The following is a 21174-nucleotide window of genomic DNA, read 5'->3' as shown; positions in this document are numbered from 1 at the left end:
TATTTTCAATTTAACTCACACAAATAATACATTAGATATACATCAACACTGCATTACCACTATTTACACTGCTATCAAACAACATTAAGAAGACGTGATTGGCTGATCACTCAAAGCTTTCATCTTCGTGCACGGCTGATGACAAAAATGTCATCTTTTCCTCGTAAATAATAATAAATATCATTATTTCAGAACATTAAGACATATATTCTTTTGTCAATATTGTTAAACCGTACATATGAAAAACATAACAAAAGAGACTTAGCTCTATGCAATGATTACTAAATCAATCCTTCATAAAAATGAAAATTAAGTCGTAAACCAGTTTTAAGCCTACTATTAATTCCAGACATTTCGTTATGTTAACAACAAAACAAATTGCTGAACAATATTTACTATACTTTTGATGCTGATACATTGATTACTGTTGACTTGCATTAAGACCGGACATAGGTGGGAATTGTGAACGACACAAAACCAACCAGTTTTTTTGAGGATATAAATATGTACACATTAAGAACTATCAAAGCATGGGCTGCTAAGCGCCACGCTCTTAGCGGAAGTAATGTTAACCACAGCCTACACGCTGTTCTTACCCTCGCAACTTTCGGACTTTGGCTTCCAGCTTGGACAATCTTATGTATCCGTAGCGGACAGCAGTCCCGTGCAAAAATGAGAGGGAATCTTGTTAATCTTCGCGACATCGAAAGACTTAACATATCTCCAGAGTACAGACGTCAACTAGCACGCATGTCTTAGCACCTTGCTAATTTAAATATACTGAACCCGTCACATCAGGCCCCTTAAAAATCACTTTTCAAGGGGCCTTACTCATTTCTGCTTTCTTTAAAACATACATCCTTTGCTTAAACACTCCTGTTCTGCTATTTTTAAACAAAAAAACGGAGTGCTCCCAAATGAAAAAAATATTACTTTTGATACTGCTGACTACAACTCTGATTTGTGGTTGCCAGCCCAAAATGAGCTTGTTTCCTGATGGCACTGATCCACTACTGGAAAAGACCATTCAAGGCGAAGCTTCCGATAAAGTTCTAGTAATCTCAATCGACGGAACAATATCTGATCGGCCTAAAAGAGGACTTTTCGCTGCAAGGCCCAGTCTGGTGCAGGAAGTTTCCTCGCGCCTGAAACTCGCAGAAAAAGACGATGACATCAAAGCTGTGGTGCTCAAAATCAATTCTCCGGGAGGCTCGGTCACAGCGAGCGATGTCTTATATAATGAGCTCATGCTGTTTAAGAAAAAAACCGGTGCAAAAATAGTTGTATCAATGATGGATGTAGCAGCTTCCGGCGGATACTATGTCAGCCTTCCTGCCGATGAGATCATGGCACACCCGACAACTTTGACGGGGTCAATCGGAGTTATTTTCATCCGCCCCAAATTTGATGGACTAATGGATAAGATCGGCGTTTCTGTTGAGGTCTCCAAATCAGGCCGCAATAAAGATATGGGATTCCCTTTTAAACCGGACACCCCAGAGCAGAAAGAAATTATAAATAAAATTATCACCAATTACGCGAACAGATTTAAGACTCTTGTTCAAAATCATCGCTCTGTATCAAAAACAAATATGGAACAAGTATTCACGGCACAGATTTTCAGTGCTGACGGCGCGAAAAAAGTCGGCCTTGTAGACAGCATAGGCTATGTTCCCGATGCGGTAGCAAAAGCCTGCGAACTTGCCGGAATTCCACAAAATGCGAAGGTGATAACTTACAAACGTAAAACATACCCTAATGACACTTTGTACAATTCAGCATCATCTCAAGCAGTTGCTCCTGCTCTTATAAATATAGATGCCGGACATCTTCTGCCACCTAAAGCCGGCTTTCATTATCTATGGTATCCAGCCGCAGAATAGCGGGTTAATATCGGTTAAAAAAGCGAGGAACCACTACTGACATCCTTTGCTTTAATCATAAAAAGATGTATGAACTTCCAGCTTGTCGCGCAATGCGGCGAAGACTCTCAGGAGGTCCTCAGTGAACAGAACTAAGACCATACTTGCAGTACTTGCTCTCGTATCTTTTGCTTTACTCGCAGGATGTACTCAAGAAACTCAAAATAAAATCGGCAGATCTATTCAGAACTGGACCGGCGTTAACGGAGTTCTTGAAGTTTATTCCGGCGGAAAGCTCGTCAGAAAATTTGTAAAAATTGACAAACTCTCCACCGCAACCGGAACCAACGAAAAATATGAGCGCCCTTACCGTTTCGGCTACGGAGTCCTTGATGCCAACTTCAACGGCATAAAAGATCCTGACGAAAAGAAAGTCTATTTCGAATTCAGTGACTACTCCACTAATTATGTCTTTTATGAAAAACCATAAGTAAACATAGCCGGGCCTCATGGCCCGGCATTTTTTTGCCCATGAACAAATGTATAAGAGCGGCTAGAGCCGTCACAATGAAATCCGGAGAAAGTCTTATCCACGACTTTGCTCTGATCCACAACGAAACCGAAATTCTGGAAACGGGAACATGGCCTTCTATTAAAAACCATTTTTCCGGCGACGTAACAGACCTCGGAGATGTGACTATTGTTCCCGGCCTTATCAATGCACACGTTCACCTTGAGCTTTCTCATCTCGAGGGAAAAACTGTTCAAGGCCAAGGGTTCATGTCTTGGATTACATCACTCCTGAAAAACCCTACTTACGAGATTGAAACAGATGCCATCAATAAGACTTTGTCCGGCATGCTTGAAAGTGGAACAGTTTTTTGTGCGGATATCTCTACCTACAACTGTTCAAAAATGTCTGATCTGATGAACGAATCCGGGATTGGTTTTTACAGTTTCTGCGAAGCTATAGGCCAGAAAATTCCAAAAGCAGGAGCATCTTTTTTTCCTGACAAGATTTATCCGCTGGGCAGAACGGCCGGAGCAGGACACGCTCCCCACTCAACTTGTGGAGAGCTTTTAATCGCGGTAAAAAAAGCTGATTCTGCGGCAAAACGCCCCTTCTCAATTCATTTGGCAGAAAATGAAGAAGAAGACGAAATCGTCGGGCAGGGAACCGGACCTTTCGCCGAAATGCTCAGGAAAGCCGGGATGCTGTCTGATTGCGGAAGCAAAGGACTGTCCCCTGTAGAATACGTTCATTCACTTGGAATACTTGATGAATCAACCCTTGCGATTCATTGCGTCAAGGTTTCTGAAAGTGATATAAAAATTTTAGCAGACACCGGAACCAACGTCTGCCTGTGTCCACGCAGCAATGAATTCATCGGTGAAGGACGTGCTCCGTGGGAAAAGATCATTAATTCAGGTATTAACACATGTTTGGGCACTGACAGTATTGCATCCAACCACGATCTTAATATGTGGAATGAACTGGAATATCTTTTAAAAGAGATCAATATAAAGCTTACATCACAACAAGCTTTATCAATGGTCACTAAAAACGGTGCCAAATCATTAATGATAGAAGATTTATACGGATCTCTCGAAGTTGGCAAAAGGCCGGTCTTTGCGACCGTCCCCGCCCATCTTGAGAATCTTTTATTTCAATAACTCCGTTATATACGGCAAACCACTAATCCCGTCTCGAAAGAGGCGCAAACAGAGGACAGCTATGGAGTGGCGACACAAAGACCTGCTGGATATTTCACAACTCTCGAAAGAGGACGTGTGGCACATTTTCGAAACTGCTACATACTTTCAAGAAATTAATTCCCGTCCGGTAAAAAAAGTACCGACATTAAAAGGCCATAGCGTGGTCCTTTTTTTTGCCGAACCAAGTACCAGAACTAAAACTTCTTTTGATATGGCAGGAAAAAGACTTTCCTGCGATACGTTCTCCCTTGCCAAAAGCTCAAGCAGCTTAACCAAAGGCGAAACACTTAAAGATACGGCTCTGACTCTGGAGGCCATGAACATTGACGGGATTGTTATCCGTCACTGGGCAAGCGGGGCAGCGGCTTTCCTTGCCGAAAGACTTGATTGCAGCGTGATCAATGCCGGAGACGGCAGACACGCCCACCCCACTCAGGCCCTGCTGGACGGCTTTACGCTCTATCAGGAATGGGGCGCGCTGGAAGGTAAAACCGTGCTCATCCTGGGAGATATCGCGCATAGCAGAGTTGCTAGATCAAATGTCATTATGCTCACCATGATGGGAGCTAAAGTAAGATTTTGCGCTCCTAGAACTCTTCTTCCACCAAACATCAAAAGCTGGCCGGTAGAAGTCTTTTCAGATGTAAACGAGGCTTCTAAAGGCGTTGATGCTATCATGTGTCTGCGACTGCAGCTTGAAAGACAGCAAGCCGGACTTCTTCCTGATGTGCGGGAATACTCACGCTATTTCGGACTCGGGCCAAAACAAGTGGAACTAGCCTCACCAAATGTAAAGATACTGCACCCCGGACCGATGAACCGCGGCGTTGAAATAGACTCAGCACTGGCCGACTCAGCTTCGAGCCTTGTGCTTGATCAGGTTGCAAGCGGTGTGGCTGTGCGTATGGCTCTTCTTTATCTCTATCTCACTCGCAAGAAATAATAAGGAGAATTGACTATGACCAATCCTGAACTGGTTATCCGCAAAGCGGTATGGAAAGGTGAAGAGGTCGATCTCCTCGTAGCAGACGGAAAAATACTCGATATAATCCCTTCATCAGACGCTATGTACGAAGGAGCCGAGGTTGTCGCTGCCAGAGGATACCTGCTCATGCCGAGCCTTACGGATGTTCACACACATCTGAGAGAACCCGGTTTTGAATATAAAGAAGATATCGCTTCGGGCCTCAAGGCCGCAGTACACGGCGGTTTTTCCAACATCATGTGCATGGCTAACACCAGCCCGGTAAATGATAATGCCGTGATCACAGCCGAAATGTTGAACAAAGCTCACGCGGCATTTCCGAACGGTCCACGTCTTTTTCCTGTCGGCGCACTGACTAAAGGACTTGAAGCCAAAGAGCTTTCATCCATGCACGACCTTGCCGATGCTGGATGCGTTGCTTTTTCAAATGACGGAGTACCCGTAAAGAATACCGAACTTTTCCGCAGAGCTTTAGAATATGCTTCCGACACCGGAAAGCCAGTAATCGATCACTGCGAAGATCCATATCTTGAACTGGGTGCCGGAATGAACGAGGGGGCAGTATCAAGCCTTCTCGGCCTTGCCGGACAGCCCGATGTGGCGGAAGCGGCGCAGGTTGCCCGCGATCTTCTTTTGGCGGAATATCTCGATATTCATATACATCTGGCTCACATTTCCTGCCGGAAATCGATTGACCTTATCGCATGGGCAAAGAAACGCGGAGTTAAGGTTACAGCTGAAACCTGCCCTCACTACCTTCTGCTCACCGAAGAGGCTGTGGAAGGATATGGAACGGATACAAAGGTAAATCCCCCGCTACGTACAGCAGACGACGTAGAAGCTCTCCTACAGGCCATCCGTGAAGGCATAATCGACATGTTTGCAACCGATCATGCTCCCCATGCGGCACATGAAAAGGAAGTTGAATTCATGGTCGCCCCTTGCGGAATCTCAGGACTTGATTCAGCCTTGTCCCTGACATGGGAACTTGTTGCTTCCGGCAAAATAACATTCGATGACTTTATACGAATGTGGACCACCGCTCCTTGCGAAACTTTCGGCCTGCCGCTGAACAGTTTTAAGAAAGGTGATGTTGCCGATTTCTTCCTATTTGCCCCGGACGAAGAATGGACTCTTTCCCCTGAAACAATGCACTCTAAAGGCAAAAACACACCTTTCCTAGGCCAAACCCTGAAAGGACGGGTGATAAGTCATTTCCTTGGCGGCAAAAAAATAGTATGACACCATGAAAAGGCAGAGGGAAACTCTGCAACCTAGGTAAACGATTAAAGATTTAATATATTTCGCCTTAAGGAGACACTATGAGCGAACCCTTTAAAGACGCGGTTGGAATTTGTAAAACCATTATGCGCAATGGCTATGACGCCTACATTATCAGCGAAAGGCTTCAAAAGCTTACCATTGACGATAAAGGTAAAGAAATAGCCCTCGATATTTCCACCGAACTTGATTTCAAAGGTCTAATCAAACTTTTTCCAAATGTTCAGGTCGCAGGAAAAGATGAAATAACAGCGATTCTGACAGAGGGAGAAACCACCTTCAATTTCTACATGTCGGATACCAGTAACTCTTCACATCCCGAAGAGTGCGTTTCCCGCATGACACCGAGACTGCTTAAGGCTCTGGAAAAGAAGAATGAAATTCCAATGTCTTCCGCCTGTCCTTACATCCCTAAAGCAAAAGATTCTTATGAAGGGTTTGCTGAGCTCAGCACCGGGCAAGTTTGTTTTCTCGGAATCCCTGACCAGACTCTAAAAAAAGATTACCTCATGGGAATTAGAGCGCTGCGTTTTGCTGCCAACTATAATCTTCCCATTGAAAACAATACCAAAGCATCCATCATCAGAGCATGCAAACGCATTCTCGACTATGTTCCCATCCCTGAAATTATGGATGAATGGCGCAAAGTCGAAGCAGAAAATATGTACACCTTTATTTCTCTGCTATTCGAAACAATGCTTCTGCACGGACTGATCCCTGAAATTGCTGCTCTCTCTCGCTTCACACAGATCAAAAACAGCAAAACAGGTGAAACTGAAACCGTATTCAATCACACACTTGATGTAATGCGCCTCTACCCTGAAGAACTTCCGTATGACTGGTTTGGCGTGGCAGCATGCCTTTTCCACGATGTCGGTAAAGTTTACACTGCGGAAGAAGTGGACGGCGAATGGCAGTTCCTACAGCATCACCGCGTTGGCGCTAAGGTTACCAGAAAGATTCTTACCCGCCTCAACTTCCCTCAGGAAGATGTAGACCTTATCTGCGACATGGTCCGCAATCACATGCGTTTCCATTTCATGCTGACTGATAAGGGTATCAGAAAATTCAAGGCAATTGACGAATACCCTCGTCTTATCGAAATGGTTCGTGCTGACATCAAAGCTCGCGGATCACAGTACAAAGAATTCAACCACAATATAAAAATGCTTGAACGTGCTGATATTCCAGAAGAAGCTCTTGATCCTTTCCTTAACGGAAATGAAATCATGCAGCACACCGGCCTTAACCCCGGTCCAGTTGTAGGTATCATCCGCGAATCTCTGCTCACAGCGCAGATTTCCGGAGATGTTTGCACAATGGAAGAAGCTATCGAATATGTAAAACATCAGGCAAACAAAGAAAAACTTCTTTAACAGCTGATAGAAATAGCTAGTTTAAAAGCCCGTGCCTAAATTTAGGCACGGGCTTTTTGGCGTTCTATGAAAAAGTTAATGTTTACGGTTATTGCCTTAATGATCCAATTACTTTTATTGATCGGACGGAAAACCGTTGGAAATAATTAAAAATATGAATTATAAAAATTATACACAAACACATTCACGCCCATTTCAGATCATATTTATTTCAACGGCATAAAGTATTCTTAAAATTATACTTGACTAATTATTTAAACTCTCATAAAGATAAAACAAGATTAAGTATCCATGTTCAATCCATGGTTATTTAAGCGCAAAAAAAATCCCGCTAAGCTTAGAGCTCAGCGGGATTTTTTTATCTTTAATCTCAACTAAAACTGACAAATATCTTTTTCCATATCGTTACGCAGATGCCCCTGCCCTGTGGACTCAAGCACAGCTCTCCAATAATCAGACTTAACATTCAATTTCTTTCTTTTCAGTGTGACAAGATCAAGTGGCAAATGGACATACCTAGCCTGCAACCTGCTTACCACCATATCGGTTTTTCCTGCCATTGCCGCATGTACGGCATGCTGCCCGAGGAAACCGCAATAAACGCAGTCATTCGCATTGGCTGGAACTGAACGGATGATATAACTTGGATCGATAAATTTTAAGGTTATATCCTTTCCAACTTCTTTGAAATGCTCCTTCACCTTGCGGATGAGCAAGGTACACACATCACAAAGAATAGGATTGCCGGAAGCGTCCTTTTCTCCTGTATATTCACATTGTTCCTGCCCTGCTCCCTCGGCACACACAATTACGGCATGCTGTCTTTCATCAAGCCTTTTCTCAAGTGATCTTAATAATCCGTATTCACCGTCAAACTCAAAGGCATGCTCGGGAACCAGCACAAAATTTACATCTTTAAGAGCAAGTGTCGCCTGCGCCGCAATAAAGCCTGACTCACGTCCCATCAGCTTTACTAAGCCAATGCCATTGACGACGCCTAAAGACTCAACATGAGCCGACTGAATGGCTTCTGTGGCCTTATCTACAGCAGTATCGAAACCAAAAGATTTTGTGACGAAACCGATATCGTTATCAATGGTTTTTGGAATACCGATTATAGCGATTCGAACATTGCGCTTATTGATCTCTTTTACAATCTTCTGAGCGGCGCGCATCGTTCCGTCTCCGCCAATCATGAAAAGAACACTGATATTCATGCGTTCAAGGGCATCCACTATCTCTTCCGGGTCCTGCGGTCCGCGAGAAGAACCGAGCATGGTTCCGCCGAATTGATGAATATTTGCTACTTTATCCGCTGTAAGTTCAACTACATCGTGTCCGTATTTGGGGATAAAACCCTGCAAACCGAATTTAATACCCAGTACGGAAGAGACTTTGTAAAGATAATGAGCTTCGAGAACAATTGACCGAATAACATCATTCAATCCCGGACAAAGACCACCGCATGTAACAACAGCACACTTAGTTTTTGAAGGATCAAAATAAGTGAACGCACGTGGACCGGCTTTTTCAAACTCCTGATAGACAGTACTGTCATCAGTCAGTCCCATATCTTCTTCAGCTAAATTAACAAGAGTTCTATCGTTATCATCAATGAAATAGCACCTCTTCAAAGGAGAAGGTATTTTAGCTTTTCCAAGAACAGCTATGTCGGTATTTAGTAATTCTTTCTTTTCGGTCGAGTTTTTTGCCACTTTTAAACTCCTCCGGACTAACTGTCCGGCCTCCAGTAAGAGGTGAGGTTACCGTATTTCGCCCTGAATCAGGGGGGTCCAAATTGCGGGCTGATCTGCCAGAATACTTTCTCTGACTGGCAGCTCCATAGGATGAGGAATTCTATCAGCTACATCCCCTGCCTGCTGCCACCATAAATAAAAGCCCTTTCCTTCAATATGTCGGCAATAAAGCTTTTGAGCTCCTTTTTGACACACAAGATCATATAAACGAAACAAACCTTTACCGGCTTTATAAACTCCGTTTTTAGGAGATATAAATTTCCAGTCAGATGTCTTTATTTCTGAAAACTCTTTTCCGTCTAAGGCGCTATAGTAACGAGTTTTAGAGTCAAGGTCACGAACTCTGAACAATTTTTCCTTTGCAGAATAAGAAACAATAAACATGGGCCTTCCGAAATGCTCAGCAACTTTCCAACGATCTACGCCGGTAGAGTAAACAAGTGATCCGTCTTTTTCGTAAATCCAGGAAGAATATTCCTTCAACGCCTCTGATTTTTTAACCAAATCACGCTTGCGAAGATCCCAGTAGACTTCTTTACCGTCATCACGGCGCAGACAGACAACATATCCTGACATCCTCACCGAAGCAAAAGGTCCCCCGGTAACTTCATCAGAATTAATACGGGACAAATTCTTCATGCCCCACGTAACAATTTTACCTGAAGCTTCAACAGCAACTAAAATCCCCTGCCCCGGTGTATATCCAAGGAAAAGAGGAGTTCCTTCCAGCACTGACATTTCTTTTAAAGGGCCGTTTGAAGGGCCGCTCAAAAGTGTATTAAAACTATCTATCAATCCCAGCCAGTCGCCTGTGCGTGAAATGGCCATCATTTTAACAGGGCCATGCTCAACGGGAATATCGCCCGGTATTCTGGAACAGGTTTTTAAATCGTAAATAAAAAGATTATTCCCTTTGCTATCCGTCGCGGCTAAAACAGGGCTTCCTGGCGCATATGCTACAAGCGCTGCACCTTTTCCAGAAGGCAGTCTCAATTTCTTGCAGGGGTAACTGCTCCAAAGCCGAATAGAACCGTCATAAAGAGCTGCGGCAAGGCCTTCCTCCGTACCGGAATAAGAAGAGACTCCTCCGGCAATAATAGGAATAGCTTTTTCCCTTGTAACTGAAATATAAATTTTGTCCTCAAGTCCATCAAACGGAGGGGCATACAATTTTCCTGTGCTGACATATTTCTTACCCAGCAACTCGGAAACATACTTTTTCAAGGATTTAGCTGTTCCCTTACGCAACTGCGGAGGAACATCTATATAGGTTTGCCCGACTCTCTCTTTAGAACTTGCAGAGCTTTGTGCGTCGGATGAAACCGGAGCACTTATCAATATCATAACAAATAAAAAAATAATAATCTGAACCTGTGAAAATCTGAGGATCATCCCTTTTTTTCCTTGAATTTATTGCTGCTCAGAGTCATCCGTTCGACAATACTCTGGTAATATGTATCTTCAGTGTCGATTGAAATTTTCTGCCCGCGCATTTTTTTTATTTTCCCGAAAAGAACATTTACTTTCTGCATCTGGCAATAGCGCTCCTTTTCTTCCTCCATGCTTTCAAGCAGGTCAAGAGCTGAATAAATATCCTTTCGTAGCTGCATTTCCGGCGGAAGATAGCCGGCATTTTTCAAAGCTTTATATGCCATTCGCAACTCAGATGGAATCATTGAATCATCTTCAAGTTTCAAAGGCTTTCCGCTACATGGAAGATTTTTAAACTCTCCCTTTCTCTCTGACTCTTTAATCTTAGCCTCGGCAATAGCCTGAATAAAAAACATTACAAGCCGCTCTCCTAAGGGTTGGCTTCTTCACTATACCCGTCAATCCATATCGCCGTCTGAGCCAGAATAGACTCTAAAGCTGTTCCGGCGGCGTTCGCAATGGCTCGCCCTGTCAAACTTTTAACCGGAACCGAGGCCTCTATCAGCTTCCTTGCAAGCAACCGCTTGCCTGAGCCGTCCCATAAAGAATACCGGACTGCGCCCTTAAAAATATTTCCTTCACTGCGCTGCACTTCAAAAGACATAACTACACCTGAAAGGATCAATGCTCGTTCAACACCGGGTCGATACGGAGCAACTACTTCGTAATTCTTCATACAGCTAAGAGCCGGGCCAGTTTTAATATCAAGTATTTCAGCAGGTGTTCCTTCCCAGCTCCATCTGTAATCGGGAGTCAGCACCGGACCATTTGCAAGAATCACCGTTTCGCGGTCTAGAGCAGGAAGGCTCGTAAACCTCTTCACTGCCACAGCCGGCAGATCAGGTCTCACTTCTTCGCAAACTGTTTTAAGCTCAGCGTTTGAACCGACCCGTAAATAAGAACTCTCCACAGATTTTCCGCCAATACAACCGGCAGCAAATAGAACAACAACCAGTAAGGATATGCTTAAAATATTTTTTATCATTTTCCGGCTCCTTCAGGAGGATTGAGAACCTGCCACGGACGTTCCCGAAGAGATCTGGCCAACCTGTTCATTTCTCGGGAAAGTCTGTTTACATTTAAAAGAATAATTTCAATTTCTTCCTGATCATATTCTAGATTTTTGCGAAGATCTGATGTCAATCCGTCAACACCCTCGGCCACTCTCGTGACTTCACCGTTCACGCTCTGCAAAGTGTTTTTCATATCTCCTTCCAGAGATTGAAGGACTTTTTCGACCTTTTGCAAAGTGTCGGCAATTTCAACTGTTATATCCCCAAGATTTTTAGTTCCCGATTTTATTCCTGTGGAAGCAGTTCGAGAAAGCTTAACCCACTCTTTTTGGAATGAAACTAACGTAGCGTTAGTTTGCGCAAGCACATCAGGAGCAATTTTTAAACTTTTTTCAAGGTTAGCCCTATTCTCGCCGGAAAAAAGAGCCTGGAGGCCTTCTGCGGCTTTTTCCAGCTTTGGAGCAACGGCAGCAACGGCTTTGCCTATTTCAGCAGCAACATCATTCATACTTAAGGTCACTGCAACTGGAATAATTGCTCCGGGCACAAGTTTAGAACCCGGCTCATTTTCAAGCTCCAAAAGAATATAATTATCACCCACAAGTCCTTTCTGAGTGATTGTTGCAACAGTGCCTTCATAAAGTGCAAAATCCCTGTCCACATTAATGACCACAGAAATACGGCCCGGATTCTGCTCATCAATTTCTATGGTTCCAACCTTGCCGACACTAAGACCCGCATATTTTACAGGTCTTCCGGAAGTAAGATCTTTCACATTACGGAATGAAATATTGTAAGTAGAATAATCAGCGAAGAAATCATGACCGCCTAGAAAAACAATAAATAACCCCAACACAGTTAACCCGCCTAATGCGGCTAAACTTGCTTTAATAATATCGGTCTTTGAACTGCGCGGATTGAGTACCATTTTTATCCCCCAAAAATCATAATCTACTTCTAAACTTTACTGATCTTGCCATTGAATTATCTATTACAGTCGGCCGTCTTTCCAGAAAATCTATCAGATACTCATCGTCAGAATCTCTAAGGCCATCCAGATCACCCTGATATAAACATCTACCCTGATGCAGCACCACAACATGGTCCGCAATATTAAACAAGCTGTCGAGATCATGCGTAACAACTACAGTCGTTACATTAAATGTCTCTTTAAGTTTCAAAATTAATTGATCAAGATCTGCCGCGGTGATCGGATCAAGTCCCGATGAAGGCTCATCACACAACAGAGTTGTCGGATCCATGACCATTGCTCGAGCAAGTCCCGCTCTTTTTCTCATTCCGCCGGAAAGCTGGTTGGGGAAATAATGAGTAAACTCACCGAGACCAACCATTCTAAGCTTCATGTTCACAACTTCCTCAATAATTACATCCGGAAGCTCCGTATGTTCCTGCAAAGGCAAAGCCACATTTTCACCCAGAGTGAGCGACCCGAGCATTGCCCCGTCCTGAAAAAGGACTCCCATGCGAGTTCGGATAAGTCTTAACTCATCTTCATCTTTCAATTTGGTGAGGTTTGTTTCACCAAGGAAAATTTCGCCTGAAACTGGAACATTCAAACCTAAAATATGTCTCAGTAATGTCGACTTGCCACATCCCGAACCGCCAAGAATTACGCTGATCTTACCTGCCGGAAGTACGGCATTAAGATTCGCCATCAGCACTTTTCCCGGATACCCGAGGCTGAGTTCTTTTAAAGTTATGTCTTGTGCAAGTCTTGATACTTTCATGATCACTTAACGAAAAAGAAAATTCAGTGTTGTAAAAAACAGGTCTAACAAAATAATCATAAATATTGATATAACTACAGAATTTGTGGTTTTACGACCTACATCAACGGCTCCTTCCCGAGCAAGAAATCCCTGCCAGCACCCGATCACTGTAATCGCAACGGCAAAACCTCCGCTTTTGACCAATCCGGCAAAGACATCACGTAAATTCAGAAATTCCACTGTGTTATTGAAATATGTAACTTCGTTTATCCCGAGAGCAACAGATGAGAAAATGCCACCTGAAACAATTCCTACAAAATCAGCCCAGACTGTAAGACAAGGTACCATGATGAGCATGGCTATCAATTTGGGAACGACAAGAAAACGAACAGGTTCGATACCCATTACTTCAAGAGCATCGATCTCTTCAGATATCTGCATAGTGGCAATTTCGGCAGTAAAAGCGGCACCGGAACGACCGGTGATAATAATAGCTGTGAGCAACGGACCTAACTCGTTGATGATCGTAAGCCCGACAAGACTGGCAACATAGCTGACAGCCCCGACTTTTTCCAATTGCTGTGCAGCCTGCAAAGCCAGAATAACACCTGTACAGCCGGCAATAACACTGACGATAGGTATTGAGTCGGCCCCGACGCTGGCGAGATCTTTATAAAGTTTTTTACGATAGAAAGATTTTTTAGGACCAGTTTTCAGGCGCAGGCATCCCAAAAGTCGGGAAATCATCCATGCCAGAACCTGCAATCCTTTCATAACCTTTGACTCCGTTTGAAAATATCAACTTTTCATGAAGCAAACGCCTTAATTATTCCATACCGAATAATGATTTAACCTGAGTAAGATGCAAAAGTTTATCAACCTGTTCCGTAACGGAAATGATCACAACGGTTCGATCTTTTTGTGTCAGCATTCTTCGCAGCTCAATCAAAGAAGCAAGGCCGGAGCTGTCAAGATATTCCAACTCAGAAAGATCAACCCGCACCTCTCCCGATGAGATTTCAATAAATTTGTGCAGCTCTTCACGAAGAGCCGGAGTTCCTGTAAAATCAATTTCACCACTGATTTTAATCAGAGCTTCTTCGGCACTAACGTCTAGTTTCCAACCAAAACTCATAAACATCTCCTTAATAAAAACGGACCATCAAGATTTATATATTTCAATAACGGTTGTATCATCATTCGGCGGAGTTTTTCCTCTCCATCTGGAAACAGCTTTAAGTAAAGATTTACCTAAAGGAGGTTTTACCGCGATTTTCAAGGCTTCCGCCAGACGCTCTGTTCCGAAAAAATCTTTGTCTTTATTCCGGGCTTCATCAACCCCGTCTGTGACGACTATCAAGGACTGTCCTTCTTCAAGATAAATCTCAGCTAAACCGAACTCCCCGTCATCCAGAATTCCGACAGGAAGCCCATGAGGTCTGTCCATTTCTTTTACTTCACCGTCTGCAACAAGCAACGGAGCTGGATGACCGGCAACGCAATAACTACATTTACCCGTTTCAGGATAGAAACGAGCAAGCACCATTGTAGCAAAAACTTCGCCGCCCATAAATTCAAAAGCAGCTTTATTAATCTCTTCCATCATTCCATTCGGAGACAGCTCTTTTACAGCCGCAGCCCTGATTCGAGTCCACAACGCAGACATAATCAAAGCAGCAGGAAGACCCTTCCCAGAAACATCCGCAACATAAACATACCAGCTTCCATCCGAATTAGGTATAAAATCATATAAATCGCCACCGACGAACTGCGCCGGAACGGAATTTCCCCAAATATGATTGCCACCGCTCAGTTCAGGTGTTTTAGGATTAAATTGTTTCTGAATTCGGGAAGCAGCTTCAAGTTGTGTTTCAAACTTCTGTTGATCAAGCCTCTGAATCATCAGCTCAGAGCGTACCAGAGCAACTCCGGCCAAATGTCCGAAACTCTCAAGAAGCTCTTGATCTTCGATATTAAAACAATCTTTGGCACTTGAATTTAAAACCTGAACAACTCCCTGAAGTTCACCTTTATGAATTATGGGCACACATAAAATACAGCGGGTTTCAAAACCTGTTTTTTTGTCCGCTTCACGAGAAAAACGAGAATCATTTTGAGCATCTACGACATTTAAAGACTCCTTGTGCAAAGCCACCCACCCGGCAATACCTTTACCAAGAGGCAACTCAATACGAGTTTTTAAAATATTCATACTCATTTCGCTCAGCACATCATTCATAGCCAAAGCAAATTCAAGAACATTTTTCTCTTTATTATAGAGCATAATAGAAGAGGCTTCAGCTCCGGTGACATCTTGTGCCAACCTTAAAAGTTGAGGCAACAAATCGACCAACGATTCTATGCTCGCCAACACTTCGTTTGCTTGAATCAATTTTTTTAATCTACCGGCTTGGCTACTCAACACCATCTCCCCATTTACTTTCGACTAAGTACAATACCCGATCCGTCAAAATTTAGCTCTTCGGCTTCATGTAAGCTTTTACTCTATACTATTTCAACATAATTTAAAATTACTTATAAGCTATTAGCTCCAAGTTGTAATTTTCGGCTTAGACCAGTTGCGTACAGCTTCTGCAAGCTCCTCAACTGTAGCAGTCGCCGCTCCGACCTGTCCGACAACGATGCCGGCAGCATAGTTTGCAAGCACGGCGGAGGTAAGCGGATCAAGCCCAGCAGCAAGTCCCAAACCCAAAGTTGCGATAACGGTATCCCCTGCCCCGGTTACGTCAAAAACTTTTTGCGCAAAAGTCGGAACATGCTTAACAACGTCACGGGATTCAAAAAGAGCCATACCGTCACCACCGAGAGTGATAAGCAGATGAGTTGGATCAAGGCGATCAAACAGCTTTCTGCCAGCTTCAAGGACATCATCTTTGCTCTTGATCACCATACCTGCGCCTTCACCTGCTTCTTTAGCATTTGGTGTAAGCAGGTTGACGCCTTTATAATGATCATAGTTAACGGTCTTGGGGTCAACCAGAACATGCGGATTATGATCTTTCACTTTAAGCAAAGCCCAGAACCTGTCAAAGAACTTCTGAGACAAGGTTCCCTTCCCATAATCAGATAAAATAACCACACTGTATTCACAAATCTCATTATCTAGAAAAGAGAACAGCTGATCCATATGATAAACAGAAAACTCATCTGTTTTCTCTCTATCAACTCTTACCATCTGCTGATTATGAGCCATTACACGGGTTTTCTTTGTGGTAGGACGATCCTCAGATTCGAGCAAACTACATGAAATGCCTGAATCAAGGCAAAGTTTGTTGAAAACATGCCCTTCTGCATCCGCTCCGATGAAACCGGTCAAGTGAGGATCACCGCCCAGCGCGACTATATTTCGAGCCACGTTTCCAGCTCCGCCCAGAAGATACTTTTCCTCAGTAACCTGAACAACAGGAACCGGAGCTTCAGGCGAGATGCGGTCCACGGAACCAATCACGTAATGATCAAGCATCACGTCACCTACAATCAACACCTTCTGCCCTTTCAGTTTGGGCAATACGCTTAAAATTTTTTTATCCATATCTTTAAAATATCCTTATATATCCTAATCTGACTTCAAGCGGAGTTACACTTCAAGCAGTGCCAGTATTTTTTCAAGCTCTGCTTCTGACGAATATTTAATCGTCAGATTCCCTTTATCTAAAGATCCGCTGAATGACACTTTTATTCCCAAAGAATCTTCCAGACGAGCTTTTACATTTGCCAGTTCTGCGTCAATTTGTTTTGGCTCTTTCTTTGTGCGGCTGGCTGATTTAGCGACGACAGGTACTTCACCTTTCGGCAGAGATCCATGTTCTTTAAAAAACGCAACAGAACTCTCAGCCTGTCTGACAGATAAGCCATCCGAAAGAACCATTTTAAATAATTCTGAACGAGCATCATCATCTGCAACTGCTATCAGAGCACGTCCATGCCCTGCTGAAATATCACCCTTTCCAATAGCACTCTGAATCGGTTCGGCAAGAGTCAATAGCCTCATAGAATTTGAAAGAGTTGATCGGCTTTTACCAACCTGCCCCGCAAGCTGTTCCTGACTTAGCCCAAACCTCGTGATCAGCTCTTGAAACCCCTTGGCTTCTTCAATTGGATTTAAATCTTCACGCTGTAGATTTTCAATCAAAGCAATCGCCATACTTTCAAGATCTGTCATTTCTTTTACAAGCACAGGAATTTCAGTCAAACCCGCCAGCTTAGAAGCTCTTAAACGGCGTTCTCCGGCTACCAGTTCAAATGAACCCCTGCGCCCTGCAATCGAACGAACCAGAACAGGCTGTAATACACCTTTTGCTTTTATTGATTCAGCAAGATCCTTTAAAGCCTCGGGAGCAAACTCCTTGCGCGGCTGATTGGGATTTGCAATAATTTTATCTATATCTATCTGCCGGGCATCTACCGATGTAGCGTTGCTCTGTGCATCAAGTTTTGCTCCACCAAGTAGTGCGTCGAGTCCTCGTCCGAGTCCTCCGGTTGCGCCTGCCATGGTTTTCTCCTTCTTTTTTATGAATTTACGCCTTTCGAAGGGAAAATTCGATATATTATTTCCTTTGACTTGATCGAAAGCGTGATTAAAGTAGCATTTAACAATGTTACATTAAAATAAACGTCGGAGGCGACATGTCTAATCACGATGATAATCTTACAGAACTTTTCGATAAAAAAGGCAACCTCATCGGAGCCCTGATCCCAGCTGAATTATGGACCAAAGTTAAGCCGCATATAACAAAATTGCTCCCAAAATCTGAACCCGAAGAACGTCCGGAACCCATGAATGCTTGGGTACAGCTCAAACAATACTGGGATTTCCCTTACCCGATTGACACCAATGTAAGCTGCGATATTTGCAACAACTCCACCGAAAACTGGGAAATTGACGAACCTCGCAAGTTTAGACTTGTTTCAGCCAACCTTGGGGGATTAGTATCCTTTAAATGTTCAAAGTGTCAGGGACGTATCACTAAAAGACATTTCAAAGATGAAGTAAAGACTCAGTGTACTCCGTTTGTCGAAGAAAAAGACAACAACTTCGAAGCCAAGTACAAGTACACAAATAAATAATAATTTTAAAAATCTTCACGTATTTAAACAATTAGGCCGACAAATGTCGGCCTTTTTATTTTTCTTAATCTACTTCCATAGCTGCATGTCTTTTAACAACTTCCTGCGCGAGACTTATATAAGCCTTTGCTCCATTCGATTTTGCATCATATGATATTGCAGGCTTGCCGAAACTCGGAGCCTCAGACAAACGAACATTTCTCGGAATAATTGTTTCAAACAAACTGTCTGGAAAAGCCTTTCTAACTTCGTTCTTAACCTGTCTGGCAAGCCTGTTGCGGCGATCATACATGGTCAACACAACACCCAACACCGTCATTTCAGGATTTAATCTTTTCTTAACCAATTCGAAAGTCATCAAAAGTTGAGCCACGCCTTCAAGGGCATAGTATTCGGTCTGCAAGGGAACCAAAAGTTCTCTGGCGGCGCAAAGTGCGTTCACCGTAAGCAGCCCAAGCGAAGGAGGACAGTCGAATATTATATATTCGTATTCATCCTCAACTCTATCGATCAACTCCCGCAAATAATATTCACGCCCCATTTTATCAATCAACTCTATCTCAGCACCAACTAAGTCCTGACTCGCAGGCATCAAGGAAAGAAACGGAATGTCAGTTTGAAAAACTGCCTCTTTTACCCGCTCCGGCTGAAATAAGACAGAATATACATTTTCTCTTGAGTCGCCGGGATAAAAGCCCAGCCCGCTTGAACAGTTTCCCTGCGGATCACAATCCACAAGCAAAACTTTTTTTTCCATTACAGCTAATGAAGCTGCCAAATTGATTGATGTCGTTGTCTTACCAACTCCACCCTTCTGATTCGCTACAACAATTCTTTTTGCCACTGGAAACCACCTTGTTCATGAGATTCCAATTTTCATGTTTCACGTGAAACATCACGTCAAAAACTGATATGAAAACATTTATAGGAAATTAGACTGAAATTTTGTTTAAATCAAGAAATCAAAAACAAAAAAGAGACTGATAATCTAAACAATCACCAGATTATTAAGCTTAACCCTTTTTAAAAAAAGTATTTTTTTGAAATAATAGTAAAAAAAATTATCTGATCATCATAACAAAAAAAAGGCCGCTGTGAACAGCGGCCTTAAAAAGCTTAAAAATGAAGACAAAAACTCTAAACTTTGTAGTACTCTTTATACCAAGCAACAAATTTTGCAATGCCTTCTTCAATTGTGGTGCAAGGTTTAAAGCCTACATCTTTAACAAGATCATCAACATTAGCATATGTGCAAGGTACATCTCCAGCCTGCAAAGGCATCATGATTTTCTCGGCTTTCTTGCCAAGGCAGTCTTCAAGCACTTCGATATAACGCATCAACTCAGTTGGCTGATTGTTACCAATGTTATAGATTCTGAAAGGAGCCGGGCTTGTACAAGGATCAGGAGCATCCCCGGACCAGTCAGGATTCGGCTGAGCAGTGTTCTTAAGAACTCTCACAACGCCTTCAACTATGTCATCAATGAAAGTAAAATCACGAAGCATTTTCCCGTGATTAAAGACATTGATAGGCTCATTGTTCACTATTGCCTTAGTAAAGAGGAACAAAGCCATGTCAGGTCTGCCCCAAGGTCCGTATACAGTAAAAAATCTAAGCCCTGTTGTAGGGATATTAAAAAGATGACTATATGAATGAGCCATCAATTCGTTAGATTTTTTAGTTGCAGCATACATGGAAATCGGATGATCAACATTGTCATGAGTACTGAAAGGCATGCTTGTATTAAGACCGTAAACAGAACTTGAGGATGCATAAGCAAGATGCTTAACTCCGTTATGTCTACACCCTTCAAGGATATTCATAAAACCGACAACATTTGAATCAATATAAGCCTGAGGGTTTTCGAGCGAATAACGAACACCGGCCTGAGCAGCAAGGTTAACAACATGTGTAAACTGATGCTCGGCAAAAAGTTTAGCCATGGCTTCTCTGTCAGCCATATCAATATAAGCAAATATGAATTTTTCATGATCTTCAATCTGTTTCAAACGATTCTTTTTGACCTGAACATCATAGTAATCATTTAAAATATCAAGGCCAATGACTTCGTGTCCTTCAGATAAAAGGCGCTTAGAAAGGTGGAAGCCGATAAATCCGGCTGCTCCGGTTACAAGAACTTTCATTCTTCGCTACTCTCTTGGATTTTTTTTTCAATTAACTCCCCACTGCCGGCACCAGGTGCCAACATCCTCATCAAATCAAGGGGGAGTGGGATTATAGTAGAAGCCTTACCCTCAGCAGACATTTCTCGAAGAGTCTGTAAATATCTGAGTTGCAAAGCTTCAGGGTGAGCTGAAATAATTTTAGCTGCCTGCGAAAGCTTTTCCGCAGCCTGAAATTCACCCAATGCATTAATAACCTTAGCTCTGCGTTCACGCTCGGCCTCAGCCTGCTTGGCCATCGCTCTCTGCATTTCCTGCGGAAGATCGACATACTTAAGCTCAACGGTACTGACTTTAATTCCCCAAGGATCAGTATGAATATCCAGGATCTCCTGAATTTCATTATTTACTTTTTCTCTTTGAGAAAGGATATCGTCAAGCTCGACTCCCCCACATACGCTACGCAAGGTGGTTTGGGCAAGCTGAGAAGTGGCGAACATAAAATCCTCTATTTCAAGAATAGCTTTGATAGGATCGATCACTCTAAAATAAATTACAGCATTAACCTTAACACTGACATTATCTCTAGTAATTACATCCTGACTGGGCACATCAAGAGTCATAATTCTAAGTGAGACTCTTACCATTTTATCCACGATAGGAATCAGAATGATCAACCCGGGCCCCTTGGAGTTTATGACTCTACCAAGCCTGAAAATAACGCCCCGCTCATACTCATTTAAAACTTTAAGAGCTGTTACCAGAAAAAAAATAAGAAAAAGAATCACAGGAATCATATAAGTCATGACAG

At 42.9% G+C, this 21174-nt stretch carries 22 protein-coding genes; 8 read left to right on the top strand and 14 right to left on the bottom strand.

The features are described 5' to 3' along the window. The first annotated feature begins 504 nt into the window (after positions 1 to 504). From JEY82_RS08560 to JEY82_RS08530, 7 genes are all read left to right on the top strand, one after another. On the top strand, positions 505 to 759 hold the full coding sequence (locus JEY82_RS08560; protein ID WP_304084927.1) for a hypothetical protein: 255 nt from the start codon (positions 505 to 507) through the stop codon (positions 757 to 759). A gap of 158 nt (positions 760 to 917) precedes the next feature. Then, a complete protein-coding gene (gene sppA, locus JEY82_RS08555) occupies positions 918 to 1883 on the top strand; it encodes a signal peptide peptidase SppA (protein ID WP_304084925.1) in 966 nt (321 codons plus the stop codon). 121 nt (positions 1884 to 2004) lie between these two features. Continuing rightward, positions 2005 to 2352, top strand: a complete 348-nt coding sequence (locus JEY82_RS08550; RefSeq protein WP_304084922.1) for a hypothetical protein — start codon at positions 2005 to 2007, stop codon at positions 2350 to 2352. A 77-nt stretch (positions 2353 to 2429) separates the two neighbouring features. Next, positions 2430 to 3536 carry an amidohydrolase family protein gene (locus JEY82_RS08545; RefSeq protein ID WP_304084918.1) on the top strand — a complete coding sequence of 369 codons (1107 nt, stop codon included), beginning with the start codon at positions 2430 to 2432 and terminating at the stop codon, positions 3534 to 3536. A 61-nt stretch (positions 3537 to 3597) separates the two neighbouring features. Then, positions 3598 to 4521 carry an aspartate carbamoyltransferase catalytic subunit gene (locus JEY82_RS08540; protein WP_304084916.1) on the top strand — a complete coding sequence of 308 codons (924 nt, stop codon included), beginning with the start codon at positions 3598 to 3600 and terminating at the stop codon, positions 4519 to 4521. Between the two features lie 15 nt (positions 4522 to 4536). Beyond that, positions 4537 to 5805, top strand: coding sequence for a dihydroorotase (locus JEY82_RS08535; protein WP_304084912.1), 1269 nt, complete (start codon positions 4537 to 4539; stop codon positions 5803 to 5805). 80 nt (positions 5806 to 5885) lie between these two features. After that, on the top strand, positions 5886 to 7220 hold the full coding sequence (locus tag JEY82_RS08530) for an HD domain-containing protein (protein ID WP_304084910.1): 1335 nt from the start codon (positions 5886 to 5888) through the stop codon (positions 7218 to 7220). A gap of 374 nt (positions 7221 to 7594) precedes the next feature. Here JEY82_RS08530 and JEY82_RS08525 read toward each other — a convergent pair whose 3' ends face one another. From JEY82_RS08525 to JEY82_RS08475, 11 genes are all read right to left on the bottom strand, one after another. Continuing rightward, complete coding sequence (locus JEY82_RS08525; protein WP_304084907.1) at positions 7595 to 8935, bottom strand: ATP-dependent 6-phosphofructokinase; 1341 nt, start codon at positions 8933 to 8935, stop codon at positions 7595 to 7597. 48 nt (positions 8936 to 8983) lie between these two features. Beyond that, on the bottom strand, positions 8984 to 10369 hold the full coding sequence (locus tag JEY82_RS08520) for a WD40 repeat domain-containing protein (protein ID WP_304084904.1): 1386 nt from the start codon (positions 10367 to 10369) through the stop codon (positions 8984 to 8986). Beyond that, a complete protein-coding gene (locus JEY82_RS08515) occupies positions 10366 to 10764 on the bottom strand; it encodes a DnaJ family domain-containing protein (protein WP_304084901.1) in 399 nt (132 codons plus the stop codon). The genes JEY82_RS08520 and JEY82_RS08515 overlap by 4 nt, the downstream gene beginning before the upstream one ends. A gap of 14 nt (positions 10765 to 10778) precedes the next feature. Beyond that, a complete protein-coding gene (locus JEY82_RS08510; RefSeq protein WP_304084900.1) occupies positions 10779 to 11393 on the bottom strand; it encodes a hypothetical protein in 615 nt (204 codons plus the stop codon). Next, the gene (locus JEY82_RS08505; protein ID WP_304084898.1) at positions 11390 to 12349 is read right to left on the bottom strand and encodes an MlaD family protein; all 960 of its coding nucleotides are present in this window, start codon (positions 12347 to 12349) and stop codon (positions 11390 to 11392) included. The genes JEY82_RS08510 and JEY82_RS08505 overlap by 4 nt, the downstream gene beginning before the upstream one ends. A 16-nt stretch (positions 12350 to 12365) precedes the next feature. Continuing rightward, on the bottom strand, positions 12366 to 13169 hold the full coding sequence (locus JEY82_RS08500; protein ID WP_304084895.1) for an ABC transporter ATP-binding protein: 804 nt from the start codon (positions 13167 to 13169) through the stop codon (positions 12366 to 12368). A gap of 6 nt (positions 13170 to 13175) precedes the next feature. Further along, a complete protein-coding gene (locus JEY82_RS08495; protein ID WP_304084894.1) occupies positions 13176 to 13925 on the bottom strand; it encodes an ABC transporter permease in 750 nt (249 codons plus the stop codon). A gap of 52 nt (positions 13926 to 13977) precedes the next feature. Next, positions 13978 to 14286, bottom strand: a complete 309-nt coding sequence (locus JEY82_RS08490; RefSeq protein WP_304084892.1) for an STAS domain-containing protein — start codon at positions 14284 to 14286, stop codon at positions 13978 to 13980. Between the two features lie 27 nt (positions 14287 to 14313). Next, positions 14314 to 15579, bottom strand: a complete 1266-nt coding sequence (locus tag JEY82_RS08485) for a GAF domain-containing SpoIIE family protein phosphatase (protein ID WP_304084890.1) — start codon at positions 15577 to 15579, stop codon at positions 14314 to 14316. Positions 15580 to 15696: 117 nt separating this feature from the next. Next, complete coding sequence (gene rfaE1 / locus JEY82_RS08480; protein WP_304084889.1) at positions 15697 to 16704, bottom strand: D-glycero-beta-D-manno-heptose-7-phosphate kinase; 1008 nt, start codon at positions 16702 to 16704, stop codon at positions 15697 to 15699. Between the two features lie 45 nt (positions 16705 to 16749). Further along, positions 16750 to 17664, bottom strand: a complete 915-nt coding sequence (locus tag JEY82_RS08475) for a ParB/RepB/Spo0J family partition protein (RefSeq protein WP_304084887.1) — start codon at positions 17662 to 17664, stop codon at positions 16750 to 16752. A 134-nt stretch (positions 17665 to 17798) separates the two neighbouring features. On the opposite strand from JEY82_RS08475, the gene JEY82_RS08470 reads away from it, so the two are divergent. Further along, on the top strand, positions 17799 to 18239 hold the full coding sequence (locus JEY82_RS08470) for a hypothetical protein (RefSeq protein ID WP_304084884.1): 441 nt from the start codon (positions 17799 to 17801) through the stop codon (positions 18237 to 18239). Positions 18240 to 18303: 64 nt separating this feature from the next. Here JEY82_RS08470 and JEY82_RS08465 read toward each other — a convergent pair whose 3' ends face one another. The 3 genes from JEY82_RS08465 to JEY82_RS08455 all read right to left on the bottom strand — a co-directional run bounded on the left by JEY82_RS08465 (position 18304) and on the right by JEY82_RS08455 (position 21169). Beyond that, a complete protein-coding gene (locus JEY82_RS08465) occupies positions 18304 to 19083 on the bottom strand; it encodes a ParA family protein (protein WP_304084882.1) in 780 nt (259 codons plus the stop codon). Between the two features lie 293 nt (positions 19084 to 19376). Further along, positions 19377 to 20384 carry an NAD-dependent epimerase gene (locus JEY82_RS08460; RefSeq protein WP_304084879.1) on the bottom strand — a complete coding sequence of 336 codons (1008 nt, stop codon included), beginning with the start codon at positions 20382 to 20384 and terminating at the stop codon, positions 19377 to 19379. Next, complete coding sequence (locus JEY82_RS08455) at positions 20381 to 21169, bottom strand: slipin family protein (protein WP_304084876.1); 789 nt, start codon at positions 21167 to 21169, stop codon at positions 20381 to 20383. The genes JEY82_RS08460 and JEY82_RS08455 overlap by 4 nt, the downstream gene beginning before the upstream one ends. Between the last annotated feature and the right edge of the window lie 5 nt (positions 21170 to 21174).

It is taken from the genome of Maridesulfovibrio ferrireducens, assembly GCF_016342405.1.
Taxonomy (GTDB): Bacteria; Desulfobacterota; Desulfovibrionia; order Desulfovibrionales; family Desulfovibrionaceae; genus Maridesulfovibrio; species Maridesulfovibrio ferrireducens_A.
The sequence above is the reverse complement of the archived record's forward strand: the minus strand, read 5'-3'. Positions and strand labels throughout refer to the sequence as shown.